This is a genomic window from Antarcticimicrobium sediminis, assembly GCF_004348975.1.
Lineage (GTDB): Bacteria > Pseudomonadota > Alphaproteobacteria > Rhodobacterales > Rhodobacteraceae > Antarcticimicrobium > Antarcticimicrobium sediminis.
Genome location: NZ_SMFP01000017.1, coordinates 47,040 through 71,276, shown reverse-complemented (window position 1 = coordinate 71,276; position 24,237 = coordinate 47,040). Strand labels below are relative to the sequence as shown.

Annotated in this window: 19 protein-coding genes; 9 read left to right on the top strand and 10 right to left on the bottom strand. The window is 58.2% G+C overall.

What is annotated here, in order from left to right:
* Positions 1 to 78 precede the first annotated feature (78 nt).
* From E1B25_RS19050 to E1B25_RS19025, 6 genes are all read right to left on the bottom strand, one after another.
* On the bottom strand, positions 79 to 402 hold the full coding sequence (locus E1B25_RS19050) for a TniQ family protein (RefSeq protein ID WP_132831173.1): 324 nt from the start codon (positions 400 to 402) through the stop codon (positions 79 to 81).
* On the bottom strand, positions 402 to 1,376 hold the full coding sequence (locus E1B25_RS19045) for a TniB family NTP-binding protein (RefSeq protein WP_132831172.1): 975 nt from the start codon (positions 1,374 to 1,376) through the stop codon (positions 402 to 404). Before E1B25_RS19045 ends, E1B25_RS19050 begins: the two co-directional genes overlap by 1 nt.
* A 2-nt stretch (positions 1,377 to 1,378) precedes the next feature.
* Positions 1,379 to 3,574, bottom strand: coding sequence for a DDE-type integrase/transposase/recombinase (locus tag E1B25_RS19040; RefSeq protein ID WP_132831171.1), 2,196 nt, complete (start codon positions 3,572 to 3,574; stop codon positions 1,379 to 1,381).
* Positions 3,574 to 4,257, bottom strand: coding sequence for a PDDEXK family nuclease (locus tag E1B25_RS19035; protein ID WP_132831170.1), 684 nt, complete (start codon positions 4,255 to 4,257; stop codon positions 3,574 to 3,576). Before E1B25_RS19035 ends, E1B25_RS19040 begins: the two co-directional genes overlap by 1 nt.
* 999 nt (positions 4,258 to 5,256) lie before the next feature.
* Complete coding sequence (locus E1B25_RS19030; RefSeq protein WP_132831169.1) at positions 5,257 to 5,889, bottom strand: transposase; 633 nt, start codon at positions 5,887 to 5,889, stop codon at positions 5,257 to 5,259.
* 315 nt (positions 5,890 to 6,204) lie between these two features.
* The gene (locus E1B25_RS19025) at positions 6,205 to 7,086 is read right to left on the bottom strand and encodes an alpha/beta fold hydrolase (protein WP_245510777.1); all 882 of its coding nucleotides are present in this window, start codon (positions 7,084 to 7,086) and stop codon (positions 6,205 to 6,207) included.
* Positions 7,087 to 7,219: 133 nt separating this feature from the next.
* Between E1B25_RS19025 and E1B25_RS19020 the strand changes: the two genes are divergently transcribed.
* The 6 genes from E1B25_RS19020 to E1B25_RS18995 all read left to right on the top strand — a co-directional run bounded on the left by E1B25_RS19020 (position 7,220) and on the right by E1B25_RS18995 (position 16,754).
* Positions 7,220 to 9,802 (top strand): type I restriction-modification system subunit M, encoded by a 2,583-nt coding sequence (locus E1B25_RS19020; protein WP_245510776.1) that lies wholly within the window; start codon positions 7,220 to 7,222, stop codon positions 9,800 to 9,802.
* Entirely contained in the window at positions 9,795 to 11,126 is a 1,332-nt protein-coding gene (locus E1B25_RS19015) for a restriction endonuclease subunit S (RefSeq protein WP_132831167.1), read from the top strand. Before E1B25_RS19020 ends, E1B25_RS19015 begins: the two co-directional genes overlap by 8 nt.
* A gap of 15 nt (positions 11,127 to 11,141) precedes the next feature.
* Positions 11,142 to 14,408 carry a type I restriction endonuclease subunit R gene (locus E1B25_RS19010; protein ID WP_132831166.1) on the top strand — a complete coding sequence of 1,089 codons (3,267 nt, stop codon included), beginning with the start codon at positions 11,142 to 11,144 and terminating at the stop codon, positions 14,406 to 14,408.
* Entirely contained in the window at positions 14,408 to 15,160 is a 753-nt protein-coding gene (locus E1B25_RS19005; RefSeq protein WP_132831165.1) for a M48 family metallopeptidase, read from the top strand. The genes E1B25_RS19010 and E1B25_RS19005 overlap by 1 nt, the downstream gene beginning before the upstream one ends.
* Before the next feature lie 72 nt (positions 15,161 to 15,232).
* Positions 15,233 to 15,835 (top strand): hypothetical protein, encoded by a 603-nt coding sequence (locus tag E1B25_RS19000; protein ID WP_132831164.1) that lies wholly within the window; start codon positions 15,233 to 15,235, stop codon positions 15,833 to 15,835.
* 1 nt (position 15,836) lies between these two features.
* Entirely contained in the window at positions 15,837 to 16,754 is a 918-nt protein-coding gene (locus tag E1B25_RS18995; protein WP_132831163.1) for a Kiwa anti-phage protein KwaB-like domain-containing protein, read from the top strand.
* 312 nt (positions 16,755 to 17,066) lie between these two features.
* Here the strand turns inward: E1B25_RS18995 and E1B25_RS18990 are convergent, their stop codons facing one another.
* Positions 17,067 to 17,378 (bottom strand): ETC complex I subunit, encoded by a 312-nt coding sequence (locus E1B25_RS18990; protein WP_132831162.1) that lies wholly within the window; start codon positions 17,376 to 17,378, stop codon positions 17,067 to 17,069.
* A 217-nt stretch (positions 17,379 to 17,595) separates the two neighbouring features.
* Between E1B25_RS18990 and uvrB the strand changes: the two genes are divergently transcribed.
* Entirely contained in the window at positions 17,596 to 19,794 is a 2,199-nt protein-coding gene (gene uvrB, locus E1B25_RS18985; protein WP_132831161.1) for an excinuclease ABC subunit UvrB, read from the top strand.
* Positions 19,795 to 20,014: 220 nt separating this feature from the next.
* Here the strand turns inward: uvrB and E1B25_RS18980 are convergent, their stop codons facing one another.
* The 3 genes from E1B25_RS18980 to E1B25_RS18970 all read right to left on the bottom strand — a co-directional run bounded on the left by E1B25_RS18980 (position 20,015) and on the right by E1B25_RS18970 (position 23,102).
* Positions 20,015 to 20,941, bottom strand: a complete 927-nt coding sequence (locus tag E1B25_RS18980; RefSeq protein ID WP_132831160.1) for an MYG1 family protein — start codon at positions 20,939 to 20,941, stop codon at positions 20,015 to 20,017.
* Between the two features lie 164 nt (positions 20,942 to 21,105).
* Entirely contained in the window at positions 21,106 to 22,446 is a 1,341-nt protein-coding gene (locus tag E1B25_RS18975) for an ATP-binding protein (RefSeq protein ID WP_132831159.1), read from the bottom strand.
* Complete coding sequence (locus tag E1B25_RS18970; RefSeq protein WP_132831158.1) at positions 22,443 to 23,102, bottom strand: response regulator transcription factor; 660 nt, start codon at positions 23,100 to 23,102, stop codon at positions 22,443 to 22,445. Before E1B25_RS18970 ends, E1B25_RS18975 begins: the two co-directional genes overlap by 4 nt.
* Positions 23,103 to 23,268: 166 nt before the next feature.
* On the opposite strand from E1B25_RS18970, the gene E1B25_RS18965 reads away from it, so the two are divergent.
* Together E1B25_RS18965 and E1B25_RS18960 are read left to right on the top strand one after the other, a co-directional pair.
* Complete coding sequence (locus tag E1B25_RS18965) at positions 23,269 to 23,550, top strand: PepSY domain-containing protein (RefSeq protein ID WP_132831157.1); 282 nt, start codon at positions 23,269 to 23,271, stop codon at positions 23,548 to 23,550.
* The gene (locus E1B25_RS18960) at positions 23,543 to 24,208 is read left to right on the top strand and encodes a cytochrome b/b6 domain-containing protein (protein WP_206338590.1); all 666 of its coding nucleotides are present in this window, start codon (positions 23,543 to 23,545) and stop codon (positions 24,206 to 24,208) included. The genes E1B25_RS18965 and E1B25_RS18960 overlap by 8 nt, the downstream gene beginning before the upstream one ends.
* Positions 24,209 to 24,237 lie beyond the last annotated feature (29 nt).

Here is a 24,237-nt window from a genome sequence, read left to right as displayed (position 1 = left end):
TCCATCAATATCACCTGCTCATTCCTCCGCGCTATCCAGCGCGGATTCTAACGTGGCAGGTGGGTCAATTTTACTCGCTCATAACCCACCCAAGTGGGTCAATTTCGCATGCCGATTCACACGCGGGGTGAGGAAGGTCTTCGAAATGTCTTCGCCACGGAAGGATGCACCGCGCTGGAAGACCCGGATAGAGGCCATCTGCAGATCCTCGACCGAGAGACCCGTCGCCTCGGCAAAAACCGCGACGGCGTCTTCCCGCCCAGAGATGAAGTGCTCGGTGTTAATGCCAATATCCCTGACGAGACGCTCCATGCCGCGGCCCGTATGCATCATCGAAAGCCGGTCGGCGTAGGACAGCAGCGTTTCCTCGGGATCAACGGGAAGGTGGGGCCACAAGGTCATTACTGACCCCACCCGATGGCTTCCAGCTCTGACTTGACTGCATCCCAGGCCGCAGCATGAAACGGAGTCATCTCGAGATCAGGCTTGGATTTCCGAAACACACGCTCCGCATACTCGAGGGAGAGTGCTTCGCGCTGCCGGGTCACCGCGTTCCGCAAGATTTCCTTGGCGAGCGCAACGCTCTTTCCGACCTGCCCGTGTTCCGCAAAGAGGATGCGGTCCGCCAAAGCATCCTCCGCACGGACCTGCACCCCGAGCATCTGCGCCGATTTCATGAAATTCTGGCCGAACCGACGCGCCGCGATGCTGCCGGGGCGGATCCGGGAAAGACGGAGCTCGCTGAACCGGCGATAGGTTTCACCAGAAGGCTCCGACAGGATTGCATCCCTGAGGGTAGGCACGCCTGCAATGACCAGAGCCACGCCATGCTCGGACTGCATGATGTGTTTCAGAGACTGGATTGCCGCCAGAACATCTCGGCCCGGGCCGGGCCGAAGGATATGGTGGCATTCATCAATTACGACCGTCGTGATCCCGACCAGACCGAAACGGTGCCTTGCAATTTCCCATGCGTCGGCTGCACGAAGTTTAGAGTCGACCTTGGCGTAGCCCGTCATCTGGAGAATGATCTCGGCCAGTTTTTTGATCGTGGCTTCCGGCGGCACTGTGATGAACAGCGTGTTCCCTCCCTCGTCGATCTTGAATTCTCTCAGGACCGGATCCGCCCGCAGGGTGCGCTTAAGCAGCGCGGTCTTACCATTGCCGGACCCGCCAAGGACCATGAGGCCCTTGGTTTCGCCGGTGAGCGGATCGCGCCGCGGCTGTGGGGTCATAAACCCTTCGTTGTCGAACTCATAGAGGTCGTACAAATGGTCGGCCAGGGTGTCGTCCTGGCCGAACTTCCAATACCGGAGTTCCAGCCAAGCGAGTTTCTCGGTGATGGTAGCAGGGGAAATGGTCGTCGTTTCGTTCATGTTCACTCCATTGAAACTTCGTCAAAATCGTCCACGTTCTCTCCGAATCCATCGTGCGCAACGCCAATTTCAGATGGATCCTGATCGCCGTAGAAGTCCTGATCACCATCCAGATCCGCCAAGAGTTTCCGGTACTCGCCGGCAGCATGACGGCGTTCAGCAGTGTCTGCGTGACGCATAAAACGCTCGACGTCCCTCGTGAGATCGGCGGGCGTCTTGGGGAGCGAGATCAGCCCCATAAGACGTTTAAGACGATAGGATTCATCGTTGAGCGCATTGATGAAGTCGCGGCGCGCAATGCGCTCGCCCTCGTCTTCCTGAGCGCGCTCCTGGAGCCACGCCCGAAGATCGGTATCGGTCTTGCCGATCCACATCTCGTCACTTGCAGATACCGTCTTCCATGGACCATCGTCACACCGCACGCTGATGGTCCCGATGTCTCCATCCCAGCGCAGTATCTCGAAATCCTTCGCGGTCGAGTTAATGAATGTCTCCATCACCTCGTCGACTTGATAGTCGATATGGGCCACGCGCAAACCGCTACGGCCGAGTTTTCGACGCGTCCGCACACCAAAGACTTCGCGCATCTCATCGCTGGTCAAAGAGCGCGGATGACATTCCTTCGTCGCTTTGGCCCATGCCTGAGCTGGTGACATGCCCAGAGCAGAGTGGCGATGGGTGTGATATGCGTCAACGGTCCAACGAACGAGCCATCCGAGGAATGCCTCGAGGGTCAGTGAGGCCCGTTTCGCGGAGTCATTCTCTCCCCGCTCAACCACATTGCTGAACGCGCGGCCCGAGAACCGCAGGAGCAAGTCGCTATGGATGGTCCGGAAGACCCGTTCGATGAACGGTTTCAGCCAGGGTTTCCCGGCCGGCGCCCCAAGGTTGGTGATCCCCAGATGTGCAAGGATGTCGTAAGCGTCATCTGTAACATACGCGGAGCCCCGGTCGAACACGATGGCCTCGGGAGCCCCCACCATCGGCCAGCCGAACTTTGCACCTGCCGCATCCGCGATCGGGGACTTGTCGGTATAGATCATCTCCAGCGTATACCGGAGAGGACTTTCGAGGGCCTTTGGCACGATCTGAAGGGCCAACAAGCATCGCGTATGGACGTCGATGGCCGCCGAAAGCGTTACACGGCGGGCTTTTCCATCCAGTTCCAGGATCTGTTTGATGGACGCCGGCAGGTGATCGAAAAGTCCTGTGCTCTCCATCAGCACGAACAGGTCGACCGTGTATTCGTCGATCTCGACACGTTCCAAAGCGCGCGAAGTCTCGATGCCCACGCCGAGGGTGTGCATGTCCTTATAGGCCTTGTCCCACCCATCCTTCCGGATTTTGTGATCGAGGGGGGCGTTCTCTTTAATCAACCGAAGGATATAGTCGTATCCGATCATTTTCAGCTTTTCAGCCGGCACAGGTAGACGTTCGCGACGCTCGTTCTCGGCCTCCCGTGCCGCCTGCACGCTTTCAACGAGAGACTTGACGCTAACGCGTTCCATATCCCAAAGTTTGCTCAGAACGCGTACGATGAATGCATCGGTGGCGTCGTCGTAACGCTTGTATTTCCCGCAGTGTCGGTAGTTGTCGAACAGGCCATCGTCACCTTTGGCCAGCCACTGCCCATACCATTTCCACATGGTATGGCCGGATTTGAATCCTTGATGGAAATCGACAATCCGCTCGATTTCCGTCTTCGATTTCCGGACCTTAGCCCCACCGCGCTTTTCGTAGCGAATAGCTTGCGCCGCAAGATACTCGCGGTAGCGCTGCATCCCAGCGGCGACGATCGCGACGATGTTCTTACAGAAGTCGTCCCTTGTGAGCTTGAGTTCCCGCTTGTCCAACAAATTCTGGATTGCCAGAACATACTGCTTCCGGAACCGTTGGCGCACGATCTCGATCGGAAGACGTTCGCTGCGACGAACCTGCTGAGGGTCCACGGGCTTGGCCATCGGCCGCCTGACGATCTTCAGCGTACCGTAATCGTTTTCCGTGACAATGGCGTCATAGGAAATTACCCCTGCGGAGCTCTCATGGCACTCCCCCGTATCGGCGGCGGTCCACGCGTCCCAGAACACCAGATATCCTTCGGGGCGCAACTCCAAAACACGCCCCAGCCGGATTCCGATCGAAAAGACGCAGTCCTTCTCGAGAAGGACTTTGACCTGCTTCTTGAACGGAGCCGCCATTATGCGGCCACCGCGCTTTCGATCAGTGTCTTTCCCCTGATCTTTTCGGGCATGAACAGCCGCGCATGTCCGAAGCGGATCGCCCGCGAAACACTGAAGAACCCACGTCCAAAAATGCCGATATCTGCCAAAAAATGATCAATCGAGACGGGGCCATCAAGCATTTTCAGAGCTTCAATGATCTCGACATCCAAGGCCGGTTCAGGATTCCGAGCAGCATGAAACAGCTGCGCATTGTGCAGCTGGATAGGATTGATGTTTCGCTCAGTGACTGTCGCCACCGCGTCGCAGATGTTGCCCACGGCAGCCGTCTTCACCGCACCGATCGTTGCACTGTACAAGTAAGTCTTGGCGATGCGTTCCGGCTTGACGGAAATACAGATCCTCTGCCCACCTTTCGTGGTGAACCGAAAGTCAAAGTAGTGGACACTGGGCGAACCGTTGGGGTGATTGAAGGGCAATGCCGCGAGCTGTTCTTCGATATCAGCAAAGTCGTCGCGATAGATCAGGCAAATCCCAGCACGAAATTCGGTCAAGCTCGCGAACCCGAGCCGCTGGGGCTGACCATTGCTGTTGTTGTAAACCAGCTCCCCAACAAAATGCCCCTTCGAGGCTTTCGGAATCGTGCGCACCGCACGGCTCTTCGCCGGTGTCTTCCGATGGTGTTTTCTCGTTTCCTTCATGTGATGTTGCGTCCAGTTTTCGGGGCTACGCCCCTTGATTGTTTCATTTTGCGGGCGGGGGATCCCCCGTCGCGATGAGCTCTTGATTCGCCTGCGGAACGGCCCTCTTTTCTGGCGCATTGGCATGCCTTCTCCGTTCCCGGCATCAATGGAGCCGAGGTCAGATCGAGTGTTTCAGGTTGATGGCGTTCAGTAGGTGTTCTTTTTCGCTGCGACCTAGGCACTACTCCGTTGGTCCGCGCCGGATGCTTCCAGGCGGGGGATCTCTTTTGGGTCGGGGCAAGGTCTGATGTTGCCGGGGCGCTTTGCGGCCTCTATCGTGGCACATGACTACGGGCAGACCTGCCCCACCTATGAGCGCGCGCCCGTCGGGTGCGCGTTTTTCTTTTGGGCGGATGGTTGGGTGTGTGGGGCTCTTTCCAAGTTTGAAGCCGAGAAGTTCGGCGCATTATTTCAGGGCCGGCGAAATCTCACGATCACGCCAATATGTCAATATTTTCCTTTTATTTCCGTATGTTGCGAAAATTTGAGCTGATCGCCATTTTTTCGCAGAGCACCGTTCCTTTCCTGTTGCTCTGCCCTCTTTCGTCTCGTGGACCAGTGAGGAAGAAGTTAGCAGAGGCTTCACATCCGTGAAACCCGGGCGAGGAAGGAACCTGTGGACACGCTGTCTCGATAACTCAACTGCCTATCTGGTCAGATCCCCACAGCTTCACGTTGGCTGGAGGAGTGTCACAAATTTTGCGTATCTGCGCCGGTCCAAGCGGTTTCAGATACTTAAGCGTCGAGGCGCTCGTGAACATTATGTCGAACTGGTTGCGGGATGCAAACCACTCCCTTACATTTCGGCCACGCGAGTATCATAGGTCACCAGTGACGCTATGCTTGTAGAGTCGCCTTTGGATGGTCATTCAGCCACCTCGATCAACTGGGCTTTGCAAGGTCACCACATCTAGACCTGGCCGATAAAAATCTAGGCTCCAGTTTGCGTCGTATCGTCTAACGCATCTTGAACAGTTCATCGCCCATCAAAACCAGAGTTTCATCGTCATACGGTTCCCAACCCAGAGATTTCTCGAAACGATCCCGTACCCACTGGAAGTGTCTCCTTCCAACTTTTGGGATATACATCGGTAAGGGCTCTGGCTGTTTGGTCAGAACGCAATCGCCGACAAGACCAACCTCCGGGAATGACAGATCATCCAGCACCTTTTTCTTCAACGCGTGCGCGGCAGCGTACGAAATCCCAAGGACATCCTTCAGATCATGACCAGTCGGATAATTTAATTCTGGATTTTTGGCGTTGTGTTGGATCAGCAGCTCTGCTGCTAGGAACCATTTTCGGATCGAAACGCGGCTATGACGCAATACGGTGTCGGATGTCGCTGTGAACTGATGCTTGCAGATTTCGCAGTAAAACGTTCGCCGCGACATCATGTAACCGACAGTTTTACTACGACATTTCAGGCACCAAACCCCGTCGGGCCACTGCACGTCAACGAGTCGCTCTCGGCAAGCCTCATCCGAGCTAAACATTGGGCCAACGCCAGCATCTGGCAGCCGCAAGTACAGTTGCATCCAGTGAAGATGCTCTTTTTCGATGGACGATAATGACGGTAATTTAGTGCTCATAACATGGAGGGATACGGCCTACTGCGGCCCTCGCCAACTCAAAAGCAGTCACGGCGTAGCTGTGTAATAACTCGCTGCCGAATTTTCTGAAACAGGTGACCTACGGGATCTGCATTCTGCGTTTTCACGGCATATGCCGCTGCCGGGGGGGGGACCTGACGGGATGTGATGAATGTACGCTGAAAGCGCCGAAGGTGGTGCCTAGAACAATCGGATCCCCCCCGTAGCAGGCAGCCAAGAGGAGTGGATACTGCACTTGACGCACCGCGGAAATGTGTCGGGGGCTGAAGCCAACTCCGCCTGGAAATGACATGATTACAGCCCGGAATGTTGATCGAGAAAGTCCAAAATAGCGCGGGCCATCTGCTGCGCGACGGGCGCGTCGAGGTGGAAGTGATGGTCGCCGGCAAGCTCGATGGTTTCGTACCTCGGGATCAACTCCGCGCCGAGTCGGGCCAGGTCTGCGGTTTCGGGCCGGGACCTCAGGATCCCGTCCTTGGCCCAGATGTTCAGAACGGGACACCGAATCGACCGCAACACGGCCTCCACATCCGCCCGCGTCAGCTTGACTGCGGAACTCGCGAACAGGCGTGGGTCACCGCGCATCCGAAATCCGTCCTTCCCCTTCTCCAGCGCGCGCTTCGCAAGCGCCTCCGACGTTTCCCGGGAATTGCCTTGATCGCAGCGGCGACGGATATAACCCTCTTTGCTTGCGAATGTTCTGGGCGGACGGGTCTGCTGCATTCGTGTCTGTTCGATGAAGGCGCGCAGGGTCGAGACAACGTCATCGTCGGTCGGATTGGGCACCAGTGAGTCCAGCGACACGAGCGCACGAACCCTCTCGGGCTGGGCGGCGGCGAACAGCGCCGCGACGTTGGCGCCCCGGGAATGGCCGACAAGCACGCAGTCTTCCCACCCAAGCTGATCCAGCAGCCCAGCGATTTGTGGCAGATCATCCCAGATATTATAGGTCGCATGGGCCGCCCGGTGGGCGCTCAGCCCCTGACCACTCAGGTCGAGCGCGACAACCTGGCAGCCGGTCAGTCTGGGGCCCAGTTCCTGGAAGCTGGCGGCATGATCCATCCAGCCATGCAGTGCCAGCACCGGCAGCCCGTCTTCGGGCCCCCACGCCAGGCCCGTGAGCTGCAGGCCGTCCACGCTCCATTGGCATTCCCGCGCCGCCGCCATGGTATCCATCCTCATTCGCATCCCTCGAAGGTCTCCATCCCTGAACCGGTCATAGCCCATGTCGCCCGGCGAATAGAACCACACGAGGTTCAGTGAAGGTAAGCGCTGACGTCAGACACGCTCGGCCTCAATCGCAAGAGCGTTGACCTACGAACAAGCTTACGCCACCTCGCGGCCGCAGGCGCACGGCCGTCCGACCTCTGTTGCTCTCGACGCTAAAATACCTCAAGTTGCAGGGAAACAGGACAAGATACCGCAAATGCCATTGACCCTTGCGCAACTCGAGCGCCATCTTTTCAGCGCAGCCGATATCCTTCGTGGCAAAATGGATGCGTCGGAGTTCAAGGAATACATTTTTGGGATGCTGTTCCTGAAACGGTGTTCGGATATTTTCGAACAGGCCCGTCTCGAAGTTATAAAAAAGCGCATCGCGAATGGTGTCTCCCCAGCGCAAGCCGCCGAAGAGGCGGAGAACAAGGTCTGGTATGGCCGAAGCGGCACCTTCTGGGTTCCTCCACAGTCTCGCTTTCAGTTTCTTGTCGACGAAGCCCATGAAAACGTTGGGGATATGCTCAACAAGGCGCTGGGAGGAGTTGAATCCGAAAATATCACCCTAGAGGGGGTACTCGACCACATCGATTTCACCCGGAAGGTCGGCCAAAGCAAGATCAGCGATCAGAAACTGCGTCAGCTGATCAACCATTTTGGTGAAATCCAGCTTCGGAATGAAGACTTTGAATTCCCCGATCTTCTCGGTGCGGCCTATGAATACCTGATTGGCGAGTTCGCTGATTCCGCTGGAAAGAAGGGCGGCGAATTCTATACCCCGCGGTCTGTGGTTCGAATGATGGTTCGGCTGTTGAAGCCGACACTGGAGCACGACATTTACGATCCGTGCTGTGGCTCGGGCGGCATGCTGATCGCCGCCAAGGATTACATCGACGAACATGGCGATGATGGACGCAAGGCCAATCTCTTCGGGCAGGAAGCCGCTGGAACCGTCTGGTCGATCGCCAAGATGAACATGCTGCTCCATGGAATCGACAGCGCCGACCTGCGCAACGAAGACACGCTCGGCGAGCCTCAGCATGTAGAAAACGGTGAACTGCGCCGCTTCGACCGGATCCTGACCAACCCGCCGTTCTCGATCAACTGGGGCTCGAAGGACAAGGACAAGCAAGGCAACTACGTTTGGGAACCAAAATTTCCTGAGCGCTTCTTCCACGAGGTCCCGCGTGGCTCGAAGAAGGCCGACCTCATGTTTCTGCAGCACATGTTGCACGTGACCCGTGACGGCGGCATGATCGCGACCGTCATGCCCCACGGCGTCCTTTTTCGGGGCGGCGACGAGGCCAAGATCCGCCAGAAGATCATCGAAAGCGACCAGATCGAGGCGGTCATCGGTCTCGGCCCGCAGCTCTTCTACGGCACCGGCATCCCCGCCTGCGTCATCGTCCTGCGCCAGCGGAAACATGACGGTGCAAACCTCGTCTCGGGGAAGCCGAAGGAGCGTCAGGGCAAGGTGCTCTTCATCAATGCCGACCGCGAGTACTTCGAGGGTCGGGCGCAAAACCACCTGCTGCCCGAGCATATCGAGAAGATCGTGACCACCTTCGAGGAATACCGCGAGATCCCCGGCTTCTCCGCCATCGTCGATATCGACACGCTGAAAGAGAACAACTGGAACCTCAACATCCGCCGATACGCCGACAACGCGCCACCGCCCGAGCCGCATGACGTGCGTGCTCACCTCGTCGGCGGAATTCCGAAGGCCGAGGTCGCGGCCAAGGCCGAGCTGTTCCAATCCCACGGGTTCGATCCGATGGACCTTCTCACCCCGCGCGATGAGCGATATCTGGACTTCGCCGGGCATGTGACCACCAAGGCGGACATCAAGCCGACCATCGAGAGCAATGCAGGCCTCATGACGCGCGAGGCCGAGATCTGGGACAAGTTCAATGCTTGGTGGGATGCCCATACCGATGACATCACCGCGCTGGCGGGCGATGACAGCACGACCTCGCTGATCAAGCTGCGCGATGAACTCCTGTCCAGCTTTTCGACCACGCTCGAAAGCCTGTCCATGCTGGACCCGTTCACCGTGCGCGGGATCATTGCGCAGTTCTGGATGCAATCGCGGTTCGACTTCCTCACCCTCATGGCGCGCGGCACCAGGGGCGTGGCCGACGCCTGGCGCACCTCCATCGTCACCGCGCTGGAGGACAAGCGCAACAAGGAGAACCCGCTAGACCACAAGCTGGTCTCCTTCCTGATGGGCCCCTTTGTGACCCAGATCGCCGAGCTGGAGGCCCGGAAGGCCGAGCTGGACGCGCAGATCAAGGCCGCGACCGCCAAGCCCGAAGAGGGCGAGGAGGAAGAGGATGACGCCGAGGTGGTGGATGAGAAGCAGGTCAAGGCCTGGAAGAAGGAACTGAGTGAGGTCAAGAAGACCCTGAAGGCCAAGAAGGACCAGTTCACCGCCGAGTTGAACAAGGGCGTCGATGACCTGACGGATGACGCGGCGGCCGAGCTTCTGCTGAAGATCCTGCATGACGACATGGCGCGGATCCTGACCCGCTACATCGCCGCGCAGCGCGGGCAGATCGTGGCGGCGTTTGAAAATTGGTGGGACAAGTATCGCGTCACCCTGACCGAGATCGAAGGGGCACGGGCCGAGGCGACCGACAAGCTCGCCGAGTTCCTGAAGGGGTTGGGGTATGTCTGAAGTCAATCCCCGAGTACTGGTCATTCCCAACTATCAAGACTGGGAATATCGGGCCTTGGAGCAGCTTTGCGTCCATGTCGGACGTGGGACCGCTCCGCGTTATGTTGAGCAATCCGACGTGAAGGCGATCGGGCAAAGATGCGTTGCGAAAACAGGTTTCGATCCGAGTTTTGCGCGACCTCACTCTGAACGTGCAATGGGCGGCACACTTCACGCCGTTGATGGCGATGTGCTTCTCAACTCCACTGGAACCGGAACTATCGGCCGGTCAGTTGTCTTCCGCGAAAGTGGAAGTTTTATAGTTGATGGTCACGTCACGGCTCTTCGGCCGAAGGAAAGCAAATGCTCGTCCGTCTGGCTGTCGGCAGTTCTTCAATCGCCCTGGGGTCAGGAGCACCTAGAAAGGTTCTGCTACGCAGGCTCAACCAATCAGGTTGAACTCTCGGCTTCCGCGCTGAGAGTGTCCGAGGTTCCCACACCGCCTTACAATGAGCAATCCAAGATCGCCGAGGTCCTCGACACGTTGGATGTGGCGATACGGGGGACCGAGGCGGTGGTGGCCAAGTTGAAGGCGATAAAGCAGGGGCTGCTGCATGACCTACTGACCCGCGGCATCGATGCGAACGGAGACCTCCGCCCCCCACAGCCCGAGGCCCCCCACCTCTACAAACAAACCCCGCTGGGCTGGCTGCCGAAGGAGTGGGAAACCTCGAAGCTGCCGGGACTGGCCCAGCCTAATAGACCTGTCATCAGGACCGGGCCGTTCGGCAGTTCGCTAAAAGGTGAGCATTGGCGCGAAACAGGGCGGCCAGTGATTACCATCGGCTCGTTCGGTGAAAATGGTTTCATCGAAGAAGAGCTTCTTTTCATTGATGAAAAGAAGGCGATGAGCATGATTGAATACGAGGTTCACCCTGGGGACTTGGTCTTCTCACGAGTTGCCGACGTGGGTCGCAGCCTGGTTGTGGAGGACAGCGAAACCGGTTGGATCATGTCTTCCAACTTGATGCGTATTTCTGTCGAACGCAAAAAGCTGCTTCCGTCACTGTTGCATGTTCAGCTTCGCCATTCGGTGAGGCTACGTAAGCAAATGTCCCAACTGGTCAATTCGGCTGGTCGTGACGTCGCGAATAGCGCCGTCTTGCTCGCCCTCGATATCGCGGTGCCGCCGGTAGGTGAACAAACCGAGATAGAAAAGGCGATTGCCTGCAATGACGATAAGCTGGTGCAAGAAGAGCAACAACTCGGCAAGCTCCGCCTCCAGAAATCTGGCCTGATGGACGACCTGCTCACCGGTAGGAAACCCGCCACGCCTCTGTTGTAACCGAAGGATCTGCCCATGGGTCACGAGTATACGGATGTTGAAAAACCCTTCATCGACCAATGCGTCGCCATGGGCTGGCAGTCGCAGACGGGGACCAAGGACGACCCCACCCTTACGGGACGTAGCAGTTTCAAGGAGGTCATCAGTGAGGCCGCGCTGCGCGAGCGCCTGCGCGCCATAAACCCCGGCCCGGATGGCAAGCCCTGGCTCGATGACGCGCGCCTCTCCGAGGCCGTCAGCGCCCTGATCCGACCCGGCCAGCGCGGCTTGATGGAGGCCAACCAGGCGGTCACCGAACTGCTGCTCAAGGGCTTGACGGTCGAGGGCCTGCCAGGCTGGGACGGCGGGCGCGGCCAGACCATCCGCTACATCGACTGGGATGATGTGACGGCCAACAGCTTTACCGTCGCGAACCAGTTCCGCGTCGACTGCCCGCCCGGCCATGACGTGGGCAAGGGCTTCATCATCCCCGATGTCGTGCTTCTGGTGAACGGCATCCCCGTGGTGGTGGTTGAGGCGAAAAGCCCCGGCATCCCCGAACCGCTGGCCGAGGCGGTCAAGCAGCTCCGCCGCTATCACAACGCCCGCAAACCCGCGCTGGAGGTCGAGGAGAACGAGGGTACACCTGCTCTCTTCGCCTCGGTCCAGTTGCTCATCGCCACCAGCTTCGACCAGGCCCGCGTGGGCTGCATCGGCGCGGGCCTGGACCATTACGGGCGATGGAAGACGGTCGTCGGGCCCGACGGGACGGGCTCCGAGGACGACGTCGCCAAGGCGCTCGGCAAGAAGGGGCTGTCCGAACAGGAACGCCTTGTCGCCGGGATGCTGCGCCCGGCGCATCTGCTGGACATCCTGCGGCACTACCTGCTCTTCATGAACGTGGGTGGCCAGACCATCAAGACCGTCTGCCGATATCAACAGTACCGCGCCGTGAATCGCGCGCTGGAGCGGTTGCGGACCGGCAAGACACGGGTTCAGGATGGTGAGTATGACCGCCGCGGCGGCATCGTCTGGCACACCCAAGGGTCGGGCAAGAGCCTGACCATGGTGTTTATGATCCGCAAGATGCGGACGGATCTGGCCCTGCGAAAGTTCAAGGTGATCATGGTCACCGACCGGAAAGACCTGCAGCGGCAGCTGTCCGAAACGGCGACCCTGTCGGGGGACGTGGTGGAGATGGCGACCAGCAACGGATCGCTGAAGAGGCTGGCCCGGCGCAAGGGGCCGGGGCTGGTCTTTGCCACGATCCAGAAATACCGCACGGATGAGGATGTGGCCGAGGTCACCAAGGGACCGGCCTTCGAGGTTCTGAACGAGGATAGGTCTATTGTCGTCGTGGTCGATGAGGCACACCGGACGCAGGCGGGCGATCTGCATGCGAACCTGATGGCCGCGCTGCCCAACTGCGCCCGGATCGGGTTCACCGGCACGCCGATCATCATGGGGGAGAAGAAGCGTACCACCCAGATCTTCGGCGAGTTCATCGACAAGTATACGATCAAGGAGGCCGAGGCGGATGGCGCAACCGTGCCGGTGCTTTATGAAGGACGGACCGCCGAAGGGGCGGTGAAGGACGGCGCAACACTGGACGGGTTGTTCGAGGACATGTTCCGCGGCCGAACGGATGAAGAGCTTGAGGCAATCCGCAAGAAATACGCGACCAAGGGCAACATCCTCGAGGCGCCGGCGCTGATCGTCGAGAAGGCCCGCGACATGCTGCGGCACTACGTGACCAACCTGCTGCCAAATGGCTACAAGGCGCAGGTGGTGGCCTATAGCCGCACGGCAGTGGTCCGGTATCACGCGGCCTTTCTTGATGCGCGAAACGAATTGATGGCCGAGGCGGCTGCCCTTTCGGATCACGACAAGGCCATGGATGACGAAGCGCTCTGCACCAAACCAGCGAAGATGCAGGCCTTGGTCCAAGCTTGGCGGTACCGAGAAACCCTGGAGAAGATCGAGTTTGCGGCGATCATCTCGAGCGGCAACAACGATGACGCATCCTGGAAGCAATGGACGGAAGGTTCTGCCCAGGAAGCACGGATCAAGAGATTCAAGAAGCCCCTGTTCCACAAGGATCCGACCAAGACTGACCCTCTGGCCTTCCTGATCGTCAAATCAATGCTGTTGACCGGATTCGACGCCCCCATCGAGGGGGTTATGTACCTAGATCGCTCTATCCGTGAGGCTGAGCTGTTGCAGGCCATCGCCCGCGTGAACCGGACAGGTTTCGGTAAGACCTGCGGCATCGTCGTCGACTATTTTGGCGTGGCCCATCACCTGAAGGCCGCCTTGGCTGCTTATTCGGATGAAGACATCGACGGTGCCTTGGTCAGCCTGAATGACCAGATCCCGGTGCTTCGCGACAGGCATATCCGTGTGGTGGATATTTTCCGGCGCGCCGGTCTCGACGATCTGTCGGATGACGAAGGATGCCTCAATGTGTTGTCGACGGAAAAAGCCCGCGCAGAGTTTACCGTCAAGCTCAAGGACTTTCTGAAATCGTTGGATATCGTTCTTCCGCGCCCTGAAGGTCTCCCCTTCGTAAAAGACGCCAAACGGCTTGCCTATATCCATGTGCGCGCCCGCAACCGATACCGGGACGTCATGGTGATCGGCTCCGACGTCGGCGCCAAAGTTCGCAAGCTGATAGACGATCACGTTGTTTCCTTGGGCATCGATCCGAAAATTCCTCCGGTCCAACTCACCGACGCGGAGTTCGAAAATCAGGTGAACCAGACCTCCGGCAGCAGGGCCAAAGCCTCCGAGATGGAGCACGCGATCCGGTCCCACATCCGGAAGAAACTCGAGACCGATCCCGTCCGCTTCAAGAAAATGTCTGAAAGACTGAACCAGATTCTCGACGGGTTCGGGCAACAATGGGATCACATCATCGAACAACTTCAAGCCATTATTGATGAGCTTCGCAACGAGTCACAGACCTCTGACGAGGCTACACCCGATATCCCCGAGGTCTATCTCCCGTTCCTCCGCACTGTTCTCGAAGCGTGTTCGGCCACTGACGAGACACCTGAGGACCAGCTACATGCAATGCATCAGATGACCCAAGAGGTTGTTGAGCGCATCATCGAAGAAGTCCTCGCGAACAGGTCAATCTGGAGCAGTTTCAAAATGGCAGACCAAGAGAACCTTCGCTCCGAGATATTCGAGATCATCTTTGACAAACAGCTACAGGGCCTCAGCGTTGCCGAAGCAGAGGCTTTGGCGGATCAATTGATGCAACAGGCGAAAGCCAACGATGACAAGCTGAGGGCCGCCTGATGCCATCGCTTCCCCTCTCGCCTATCAGAACGGGCGGCAAACCCGCAAAGTTAAGCGATCACCGGATTGAGATCGATGGCCTTTCATTCGAAGTCCATCGAAGCGATCGGCGAAAAACCATGCAGATCACAGTAGAACGGTCCGGTGAATTGTCGATCGTTGCGCCCTCGACCGTCTCTACTGAGCATTTGGTCGATTTTGTAGAAGAGAAGCTGCTTTGGGTTCACACTAAGATCGAAGAGAAGTCACGTCTTCAGAAACGAGCACCGACCAAGGAGTTTGTTGAAGGTGAAGGCTTCCTCTACCTGGGCAAAAGCTATCGCCTAAGACTTGTAGAAAAACAGCTTGTTGACCTGTCGCTGAAGAATGGCCGCTTCTGCCTTCGAGAAAGCTCTGTTCACAGAGGGCGTGAGGTGTTCGTATCGTGGTATGCGCGTCGGGCACAGCAATGGTTCGAAAAGCAAGTGTCGGAATATGCCAACCGAATGGGGGTCATCGCTAACGAAGTGAAGGCACAGGACCTAGGCTTTCGTTGGGGATCTTTCGGCTCCGATGGAAGGGTGTCGTTCCACTGGAAGGCGATCCTCTTGCCCCCCACGATAGCCCAATACGTTGTTGTCCATGAACTGGCACATGCCCATCACCCAGATCACTCGGCGAAATTCTGGATCAAGGTCGAACAGCACTTGCCCGATTGGCGGTGGCGAAAGACTTGGTTGGCGGAGCACGGAATTCAAGTGGAGGGGTTGTGATGATTTCTCGATTCACCTGTGAAAAATTGACTGTTCTGCATACAAAAAGGCAGGATCGAGGCGGAATGAAATATGCTTAAGGTTCTTCCGGCAGCCATAATTTTCCTGGGATCTTACCTCCCACTTTTCTTAATACTGCTCGCACAGACTTTCCCTGCTCCAGAGATCACATTCCCTTGCGGATTCTCGCTGAGGGATCTTCCTTTAACAAAAATTATCTTCGACGCCCCCCTGCCTTTGGTCCATCTATCACTATCGACTGCGAGCTTTATTAGTGTGTGCGGTACATATTTCTTTCTTGAGGGACAAAATCTCAACCAATCGATTAAAGTCACATCCTCTAAACCCATGGCGACAGAATTGATGAATTATGTACTTCCATATGTGGTTTCATTTATGGGGATAGATTTTTATGACGAACGAAAGTTTATCGGATTTATTATTTTCCTAGGCTGGATGTTTATTCTCACATATAGATCTGGTCAAATTTTAATGAATCCAGTTCTGATACTATTTGGGTATCGCCTCCATGAAATTAAATATCATTTTATTGGGAATCCAAAAGAAATACACACCACAGCCGCACTTCACAAAGGAAAGAAGAAGTTCATCCATGGTAGGGCGAATGCCCGAGACATAGAAAATATCTTGATTGTAAAGGAGCGCGATCAATAAAATGAACCCAGAAAACCTCAAGGCGATTGATTTCAAAGGCGCCGTCAAAACTCTTTGGCTTTTCAAGCAGCCGCAGAAGGCAGAAGATGGGAGGCCGAAATATAAAGGAAGATGGCTCGACATCGACCAATCTGTAGGCGAGAAGCTTTCTGAGGCAGCCTCGATAACGTGTAGTAAAATTGATGAAATCAAGAATTTCAGTCTTCTGGGCTCAACTAACGATGGAATGGCGTTATCCATCCCTGCAGACGAAACAAATGCAGATCTCGTGCAAGCGCAGACGTCCGAAGAGCTTCCTGACAATAAGATCTCCAAGGTGAAGGAGATCCTTAACTCAAAATTCTACGTCGCGAAGTTTGTCAAAGATGAAAGTGTGATCCTCGCTTGCAAGAAGTTAGATTCATCTTGGAGCACGAAGAAATCGAATTCATTTATCCCCGCCGCTTTCACCGAAGCCACTCTAACGTTGGCCCCTCAAGATACATTTCAGCTCCCAAGAGATTTCGACTTCTTCATTTTGGATGGGGTAGTTATCATCTCAAAAAAGGATTCCTTTGAGTCCGTCCTGTCTTACAAGCAAGCTCACCTTCAGGACTTCGAGGATCTTCTTAAAGAGGATGAGTTCAATTCCTGCTTCTCTGACATCAATCCGATCAAGTCCTTTGTGGGTAGCAATAAACTTTTGTTGCGGCGCGCGTGTGCGGTCAGAGAGAAACGCCATTATGCTAATGCGAGCTTCATGCAGAATTTTCGCGCGCGGCATAAAGTTTACAAGCTTAACGTAAATTTTGATGCCAATGGAAAGATTGTTCCCTGTGACGTCACTTGCCGAGATATTTTCAATGCGTTGCTGGACCACCGTTTGAAGTCTGGATTTTCTGAAAATGTCTATGAGGTTACAGATGCCACCCCGGCGTAGTGCGGAAACTTACCACGGTAGACAGTTAGGGAGCCTGAAGTCAGGGTGTTAAGTCTTGTTGCCCACTTGCTTCACAAAGTCGACCGGCGACGGCAATAACCTCGATTACTTCCCTTCTGTCGCGAGCCCACGACAAGTATGCACGGTTTGCAGCTCAACTCATCGCGAGTTGCAGAAAGTCTTCATGTAAAACCAAGTGTAGCAAGGACACCGCTGGGGCGCCCTACATACAGATCAAAACGCGCATTCGCGGGATCTTTAGCCCGATTCCGAGACAACTTTGCCCCGATTTACAGCCCCGATTCACAAAGCCTAGTGGGTCCAGGGCGCACGGCGGTTGGTGGCGAAGTTTTCGCCATACCCGCGCGGGCGGACATTCTGTTTGCGCTGATGCGGTTCGATCACCTGGGCATCGATCCCGTGTGCCTGAGCATACTCAAGCGCGGCATCTTTGGTTTCGAACCGCAGATGCACCTGGGCCTGAGTGTCGGAGGACGAGGTCCAACCCATCAGCGGATCAACGTCGCGGGCCGAGGCCGGGGCGTATTCCAGAACCCAAAGGTGGGTTTTTGCCATGCCCGAGGTCATGGCGTTTCGGGCCGGTCGGTAAATCCGCGCGTGCATGGGGGAGACTCCGTGCTGTCAAACTCGTCCCTATATGCGACAGTCGCATCGGCGCGGCAAGAGGCGGTTTTCCACATGCCAGTGGCACGTGCGCGGGCAAGGGTCGGTTTGTGCGATTTCATCGCAGGTCCGGCAAAGATCCGGCCCATATGACGCTCCCCCCCTTGCGCCCGGACAAAATAAGAACAAATTTAGGGGGTCAAGCCGGAGCCCCGCGATGCCCTATGCCCATTCCGACAAGTCCGCGTCAATGCTGCATGCGCCAGCACCGGACGTGAAAACCCGCACCAAGCTGGAGGGCGGTAAAAGCTTTGTCTTGCATACCGAGTTTCAGCCCGCGGGCGACCAGCCCACCGCCATTGCCGAACTGAGCCAAGGGGTTCGGGACGGCGATCAGAATCAGGTGCTGCTGGGGGCGACCGGCACCGGCAAGACCTTTACCATGGCCAAGGTGATCGAAGAGACCCAGCGCCCGGCGATCATTCTGGCCCCGAACAAGACGCTGGCGGCGCAGCTTTACGGCGAGTTCAAGAATTTTTTCCCCGACAACGCGGTGGAGTATTTCGTCTCGTTCTACGACTACTATCAGCCCGAGGCCTATGTGGCGCGTTCGGACACCTATATCGAGAAGGAATCACAGATCAACGAGCAGATCGACCGCATGCGCCACTCGGCCACGCGGTCGCTGTTGGAACGCGACGACGTGATCATCGTCGCCTCGGTGTCTTGCATCTATGGGATCGGCAGCGTCGAGACCTATGGCGCGATGACCCAGGATCTGGAGGTCGGCAAAACCTATGACCAGCGCGCGGTGATCACCGATCTGGTGGCGCAGCAATACAAGCGCAACGATCACGCATTTCAGCGCGGATCGTTCCGAGTCCGGGGCGACGTGCTTGAGGTGTTTCCGGCCCACTTGGAGGATCGCGCCTGGCGGCTGTCGTTTTTCGGTGAGGAATTGGAGAGCATTACCGAATTTGACCCGCTGACAGGGGAAAAGACCGGGTCGTTCGAGCGGATCCGGGTCTATGCGAATTCTCACTATGTGACGCCGAAACCGACGATGCAGCAGGCCATTCTAGGCATCAAGAAAGAGCTGCGCCAGCGGCTGGACCAGATGGTCAGCGAAAACAAACTGTTGGAAGCGCAGCGGCTGGAGCAGCGGACAAATTTCGATCTGGAAATGCTGGAGGCAACCGGCGTCTGCAACGGGATCGAGAATTATTCGCGCTATCTGACCGGGCGCGCGCCGGGCGAGCCCCCCCCTACCCTGTTTGAATTCATCCCCGACAACGCGCTGGTTTTTGCCGATGAATCCCACGTCAGCGTGCCGCAGATCGGCGGCATGTATCGGGGCGACTACCGGCGCAAGTTCACCTTGGCCGAACATGGCTTCCGGCTGCCGTCCTGCATGGATAACCGCCCGCTGAAGTTCGAGGAATGGGACGCGATGCGGCCGCAATCGGTATTCGTTTCGGCGACCCCGTCAAAGTGGGAACTGGAACAGTCGGGGGGGGTGTTCACCGAACAGGTGATCCGGCCCACCGGCCTACTGGACCCGATGATCGAGATTCGCCCGGTCGGGACGCAGGTCGACGATCTGCTCGACGAGATTCGCCGCGTCACGGCAAACGGGTTCCGTACGCTGGTCACGACGCTGACCAAGCGCATGGCCGAGGATCTGACCGAATATCTGCACGAACAGGGGGTCAAGGTCCGCTATATGCATTCCGATATCGACACCATCGAACGGATCGAAATCCTGCGCGACCTGCGACTGGGGGCGTTCGACGTGCTGATCGGCATCAACCTGCTGCGCGAGGGGCTGGATATCCCCGAGTGTGGATTGGTGGCAATTCTGGATGCGGACAAGGAGGGGTTCCTACGTTCCGAAACCTCGTTGATCCAGACCATCGGACGGGCGGCGCGCAACTCCGAAGGCCGGGTGATCATGTACGCCGACCGCATCACCGGCTCGATGGAGCGCGCGATGGGGGAAACCGACCGTCGGCGCGCCAAGCAGATCGCCTATAACGAGGAACACGGCATCACCCCGGCGACGGTGAAGAAGAACGTCGAGGACATCCTCGCCGGGCTCTACAAGGGCGACGTCGACATGAATCGCGTCACCGCACAGATCGACAAGCCGCTGCACGGCGCTAATCTGGAGGCGCATCTGGACGGGCTGCGCGCCGAGATGCGCAAAGCGGCGGAAAACCTCGAATTCGAAGAGGCCGCACGCTTGCGCGATGAGGTCAAACGGTTGGAGGCGGTGGACCTTGCTATCTCTGACGACCCGTTGGCACGGCAATCGGCGGTCGAGGCGGCAAGCGAAGCGGCGGTGAAATCACGCGGTCGCTCGACCGCCGGACGGCCGGGGCAGCGCGGCGGGGTGAAGCGAAAGCGGGGTCGATAAAGAGGGGCTTTGATAGTTTCCTGAATCCCACCTGACGGTTGGGAAAAACCCCAACTGTCGGCCCGGAAAGATCAGCCACAAAGAACCGGCCACAAAGAAGGCGGCGGCGCACATCATCGCGCCACTAGCGCCTAAGCCGCCGGGCGGTTTAGGCCCCTGCCCTTCTTTATGCGCCCCCGTCTTTCTCTACAGCCGATTGGCCGAGGCTTGCCCAGAAAAGTTACCCGGCCAAAGCCTCGGCCACCGCCAATTCCGCCATCTGCGCGATCGCTTCGCGGCTGCTGGCCACCGCGATAAACCGCCCGTTGTGGCAGAACTTCGCGCCTTTCACGCCGCAGGCGGCTTCCAGCGCGTCGTCGGTCAGCCCCGCCCATGCGGCGGGCAGGTCGGCACGGGTATCAAAGGTATTCTCGCCGGTGCGGATCGTGGTCAGCGCCCAATCCGAGTCGCGCGGGTGCAGGACGAACAGCAGATGATCGGCCCCCGCTTTTTCAACCCCTGCACGAAAGGGCATGCCCATCGGCAGATCCAAAATATGCGCCTCTCCTGCGGCCTCGATCGCGGCCAGCACCATCGCCTCGGCGCGGTATTTCGCGGCCTTGCGCTTGATCTGCGCCTCGACAAAAGCCCGCGCGACCGGCAATGCGGCCATGAAAGCGCGGTCATCTGCCCCCTCTTCGCGGTCATCGAACACCGGTTTCAGGCTCTCCAGCAACACCGGCAGTGTCAGCCCTGCAAAAAGCGGCCCCGCCTCGGACGAATTCACAGCGCCGTTGTCGAGCAGGTCGATCGGCAGCACGAATCCCCGGTCAAAGGAGCCGTGGATCGTCTCGACATCCTGCTCTGGCACATCCATCGCACGCAGGTAGTCGCGGCCATAGTGCGCCCAGATCAAGCCGAACGAGCTATAGGGTTGGCCATCCTCGCGCAGCGGATTGGGGCGCTGGTGGTGGTCGAAAATCTGTGCTGTGGCATCAAACTCGCCGCCCACGTCATAAATGATCCGGTCCTCGGCAGGTGTGATCCAGCCCTTGTCACGGCTGCGCACAATCTGCGCCTCGGGAAACAGACGGGTCAGGATGACCGAGGACAAAAGCTCATCGGCATGAAATCCGCCGGAATGGGTCACGAGGTGGGCAATCGTCATGGCTGCGCCTTGAATACTACGGGCGGCCATCGGGCAGCCCTTGGGGAAATCATGGTGAAATGTCGGGCCTCAGGCCATGCTTTGCGAAAGCCATATTGTCAATCCCAGAGCAAAATGCGGGCCCGTCTCTCGGGGGAAGTGTTCCGTTCCCCATCAAGATGGGTCTAGGTCGCCAGATTTTCCACCGGAAGGGAGACCGTCACTTCGAACCCCGACGTGCTTCCCGAACGGGGCGATCTCAAAACAAGCGGGGAACCGATGCGATCGGCAATCGCCGCGACAATCGCAAGCCCGAGGCCGCTGCCATCGGCAACCGCCCCCGCGCGTTCAAAGCGGTCGGTCAAAAGCGCGAGCTTTTCAGGGGGCACAACCTCCCCCGCGTTCGAGACCGTCAACCTGCCCTCTGCGGTCAGAACAACCGTGACGGGCGCGCTTTCCGCGCCGTGCCGCAGCGCATTATCCACAAGGTTGCGGCACAGGATCGCGAATGTATCGGGATCAAGATCGGACATCATCGGCCTGTCGGGAAGCGTCAGCGCAATGCGGTCCGGGGCCACCGTGCGCGCGATGTCTTCCACGACGATGTGGGCAACGGCGCGCAGATCCGTCGCCTTGTCCAGCCTCAGGCGCCCCCCCTCGACCCGCGCCAGTTGCATGAGCCGTTCGGACAGCCGGGTAAGACGTTTGAGCGTCACTTCGATATCGGCAGCGCGGACCTGTGACGCCGGATCATGGGTTTCTGACTGAAGGCGTTGCACCTGCGCGATGGCCCCCGCCAGTGGTGTGCGCAACTCATGGGCTGCATTTGCGGCAAAGCTGCGCTCGGCATCGAACGCCGCGTTGAGCCTGCCCAACAGGCCGTTCAAAGTGGTTGCAATAGGCGAGATCTCGGATGGAATATCACCCGCCGGAATGGGCGTCAGATCCTGTGCATTGCGCGTGTCCAGCCTGTCGCGAAACTGACGCAGGGGGCGAAGGCTTGCCCGCACCGCCAGAATGATGGCCAGCAGTGCGACCGGGATCACGATCAGCAGCGGAAGCCCAAGACCGATCTGTATCTCGCGCGCCACGGCGGCGCGGTGATCAAGCGGTTCGGCCACCGACATGCGGACGCTGCCCTGCAAAGCCTCTTCATTGTAAAACCTGTGGGTTGCCGTCTGGCGAAAGCCCGGCCCGTCATAGGTCGGAAAGACCGCCGGATCCGCGTCATGCGATTGCAGCAGGACACGCCCCTGCGCGTCGCGCACGACATAGGTAAAGACCTCGTCATGATTGCGGATCGCCCCCAACCGTTGGGAGATGCCGTCATCGTCGCGCCCGACAATCTCCACGACCGCCAGCGGCAACAGGCGCTGCACGGTTTCCTCCAATGCGCTGTCGAAAACCTCGTCCATCTCCCGTCGCAGGATCAAGGCCGTCACCGAGGCGGTGCCGACCCAAAGAAGCGTCAGCAAAACCCCCAGTGACAGCGCCAACCGGGCCCGCAGGCTGCGCGGCAACCTCATGGCGTGCCCAGACGATAGCCCATGCCACGCTCGGTTTCGACGACCTTCGACCCCAGCTTTTTGCGCAACCGGCTGACGTGGACCTCGATGGTGTTGCTCTCGACCTCGGCGTCAAAGGCATAGAGCTTGTCCTCAAGCTGGGCCTTGGACAAAAGCTGACCGGGGCGGGCAAGAAAGGCCTCGAACAGCGCCCATTCACGCGCGGTCAGCGCCACCGGCTTGCCATCGCGGGTGATCCTGCGGGCGGCAAGGTCGATGTCGAGCGCCCCATGCGTGATGATCGGGTTGGGGTTGCCGGTATAGCGCCGCGCGACGGACCCGATGCGCGCCGACAGTTCGGCCAGATCGAAGGGTTTCACAAGATAATCGTCGGCACCGGCATTCAACCCTTCGATCCGATCCGAAATCTGATCCAGCGCGGTCAGGATGATCACCGGCGTCACGTCGCCCCGCTTACGAAGGTCCTTCAGAAAGGGAATACCCCGGCCATCGGGCAGCATCAGGTCCAGCAGCACCAGATCATAGGACGCGCCCGCCATGGCGTCGCCCGCCGCATCCAGCCGCTGCACCCAATCCACCGACTGCCCATCCCCCGCGATCTGGTCGCGCACGGCGGCCCCCAGAACGGGATCATCTTCAATCAGCAGGATACGCATGGCGGTCTGGTTTCCTTTTCTAGGTCAGGCCCATCTTGTCTGCGCCCGGGCTGACGTGAAGCTGATGGCTATACGGCACGGTCTTCAGGATCCCGTCAGGTTCAGGGCCGAAGTTGCCGTCAAGACGACCACAAACCGGAGTCGGCCCAAAGCTGGAGTTTGCCCCATGAAGAAGTCCCTGACAATTCTCGCTTTTCTTTCGGTGTTTCCGGCCGCAGCGGCGCTGGCCGGTGACGATTGTTTCGTGCCCATGGCCGATTGGCAACCGCGCGAAGCCGTCGCACGTCTGGCCAGCGAGAACGGCTGGACCGTCCGGCGCATCAAGATCGACGACGGCTGTTATGAAATCAACGGTCGCGATGCCGAGGGGCGCCAGATCGAAGTGACGGTGCATCCGTCGACGTTGAAAGTGCTTGAAATCGAGTATGAGGATGAAGACGATGACTGAAACGTCCGTTCAGGATGACGGAGCAGGCGCGCAGACAGCGCAAGCCAAAAGACGTGTCTGGGATCCTATGGTCCGGATTTTTCACTGGGGCCTCGTGGCGGCCTTTACGGTGGCCTATCTGAGCGCCGAGGAACTTTCCACGGTGCACGAGATGGCGGGCTATGTCGTGGCGGGGCTGGTCGCCTTTCGTCTGGTCTGGGGCCTGATCGGCAGCCGCTATGCGCGGTTTTCCCAGTTTATCAAGGGGCCTGCGGCGATCATGGCCTATCTGGGCGACATGATCGCGGGCCGCGAACCCCGCTATCTTGGCCATAACCCTGCCGGGGCGGCGATGATTGTGGCCTTGCTGGTCACCCTTTCGGGCACGGCCTTCACCGGCTGGCTGCTGGAGGATGAGACCCGCATCGCGATGCTGCCCGAACTGCCGCAGATCGTGGCCCCGGCCTATGCCGATGAGGACCACGAAGGGCGTGAACATGGTGAGGGCGGCGACAGCGCCGTGAAAGAGGCCCATGAGGTGCTTGCCAATCTGATGCTTTTGTTGATCGCGGCCCATGTGGGCGGCGTCGTGTTGGCCTCCTTCCGGCATCGCGAAAATCTGGCCCGCGCCATGGTCACCGGCGACAAACGTGCCCCCGGACCGGGTGACATCGCCTGAGTTTCCCCCCAGGGCTGATACGTCCCTTC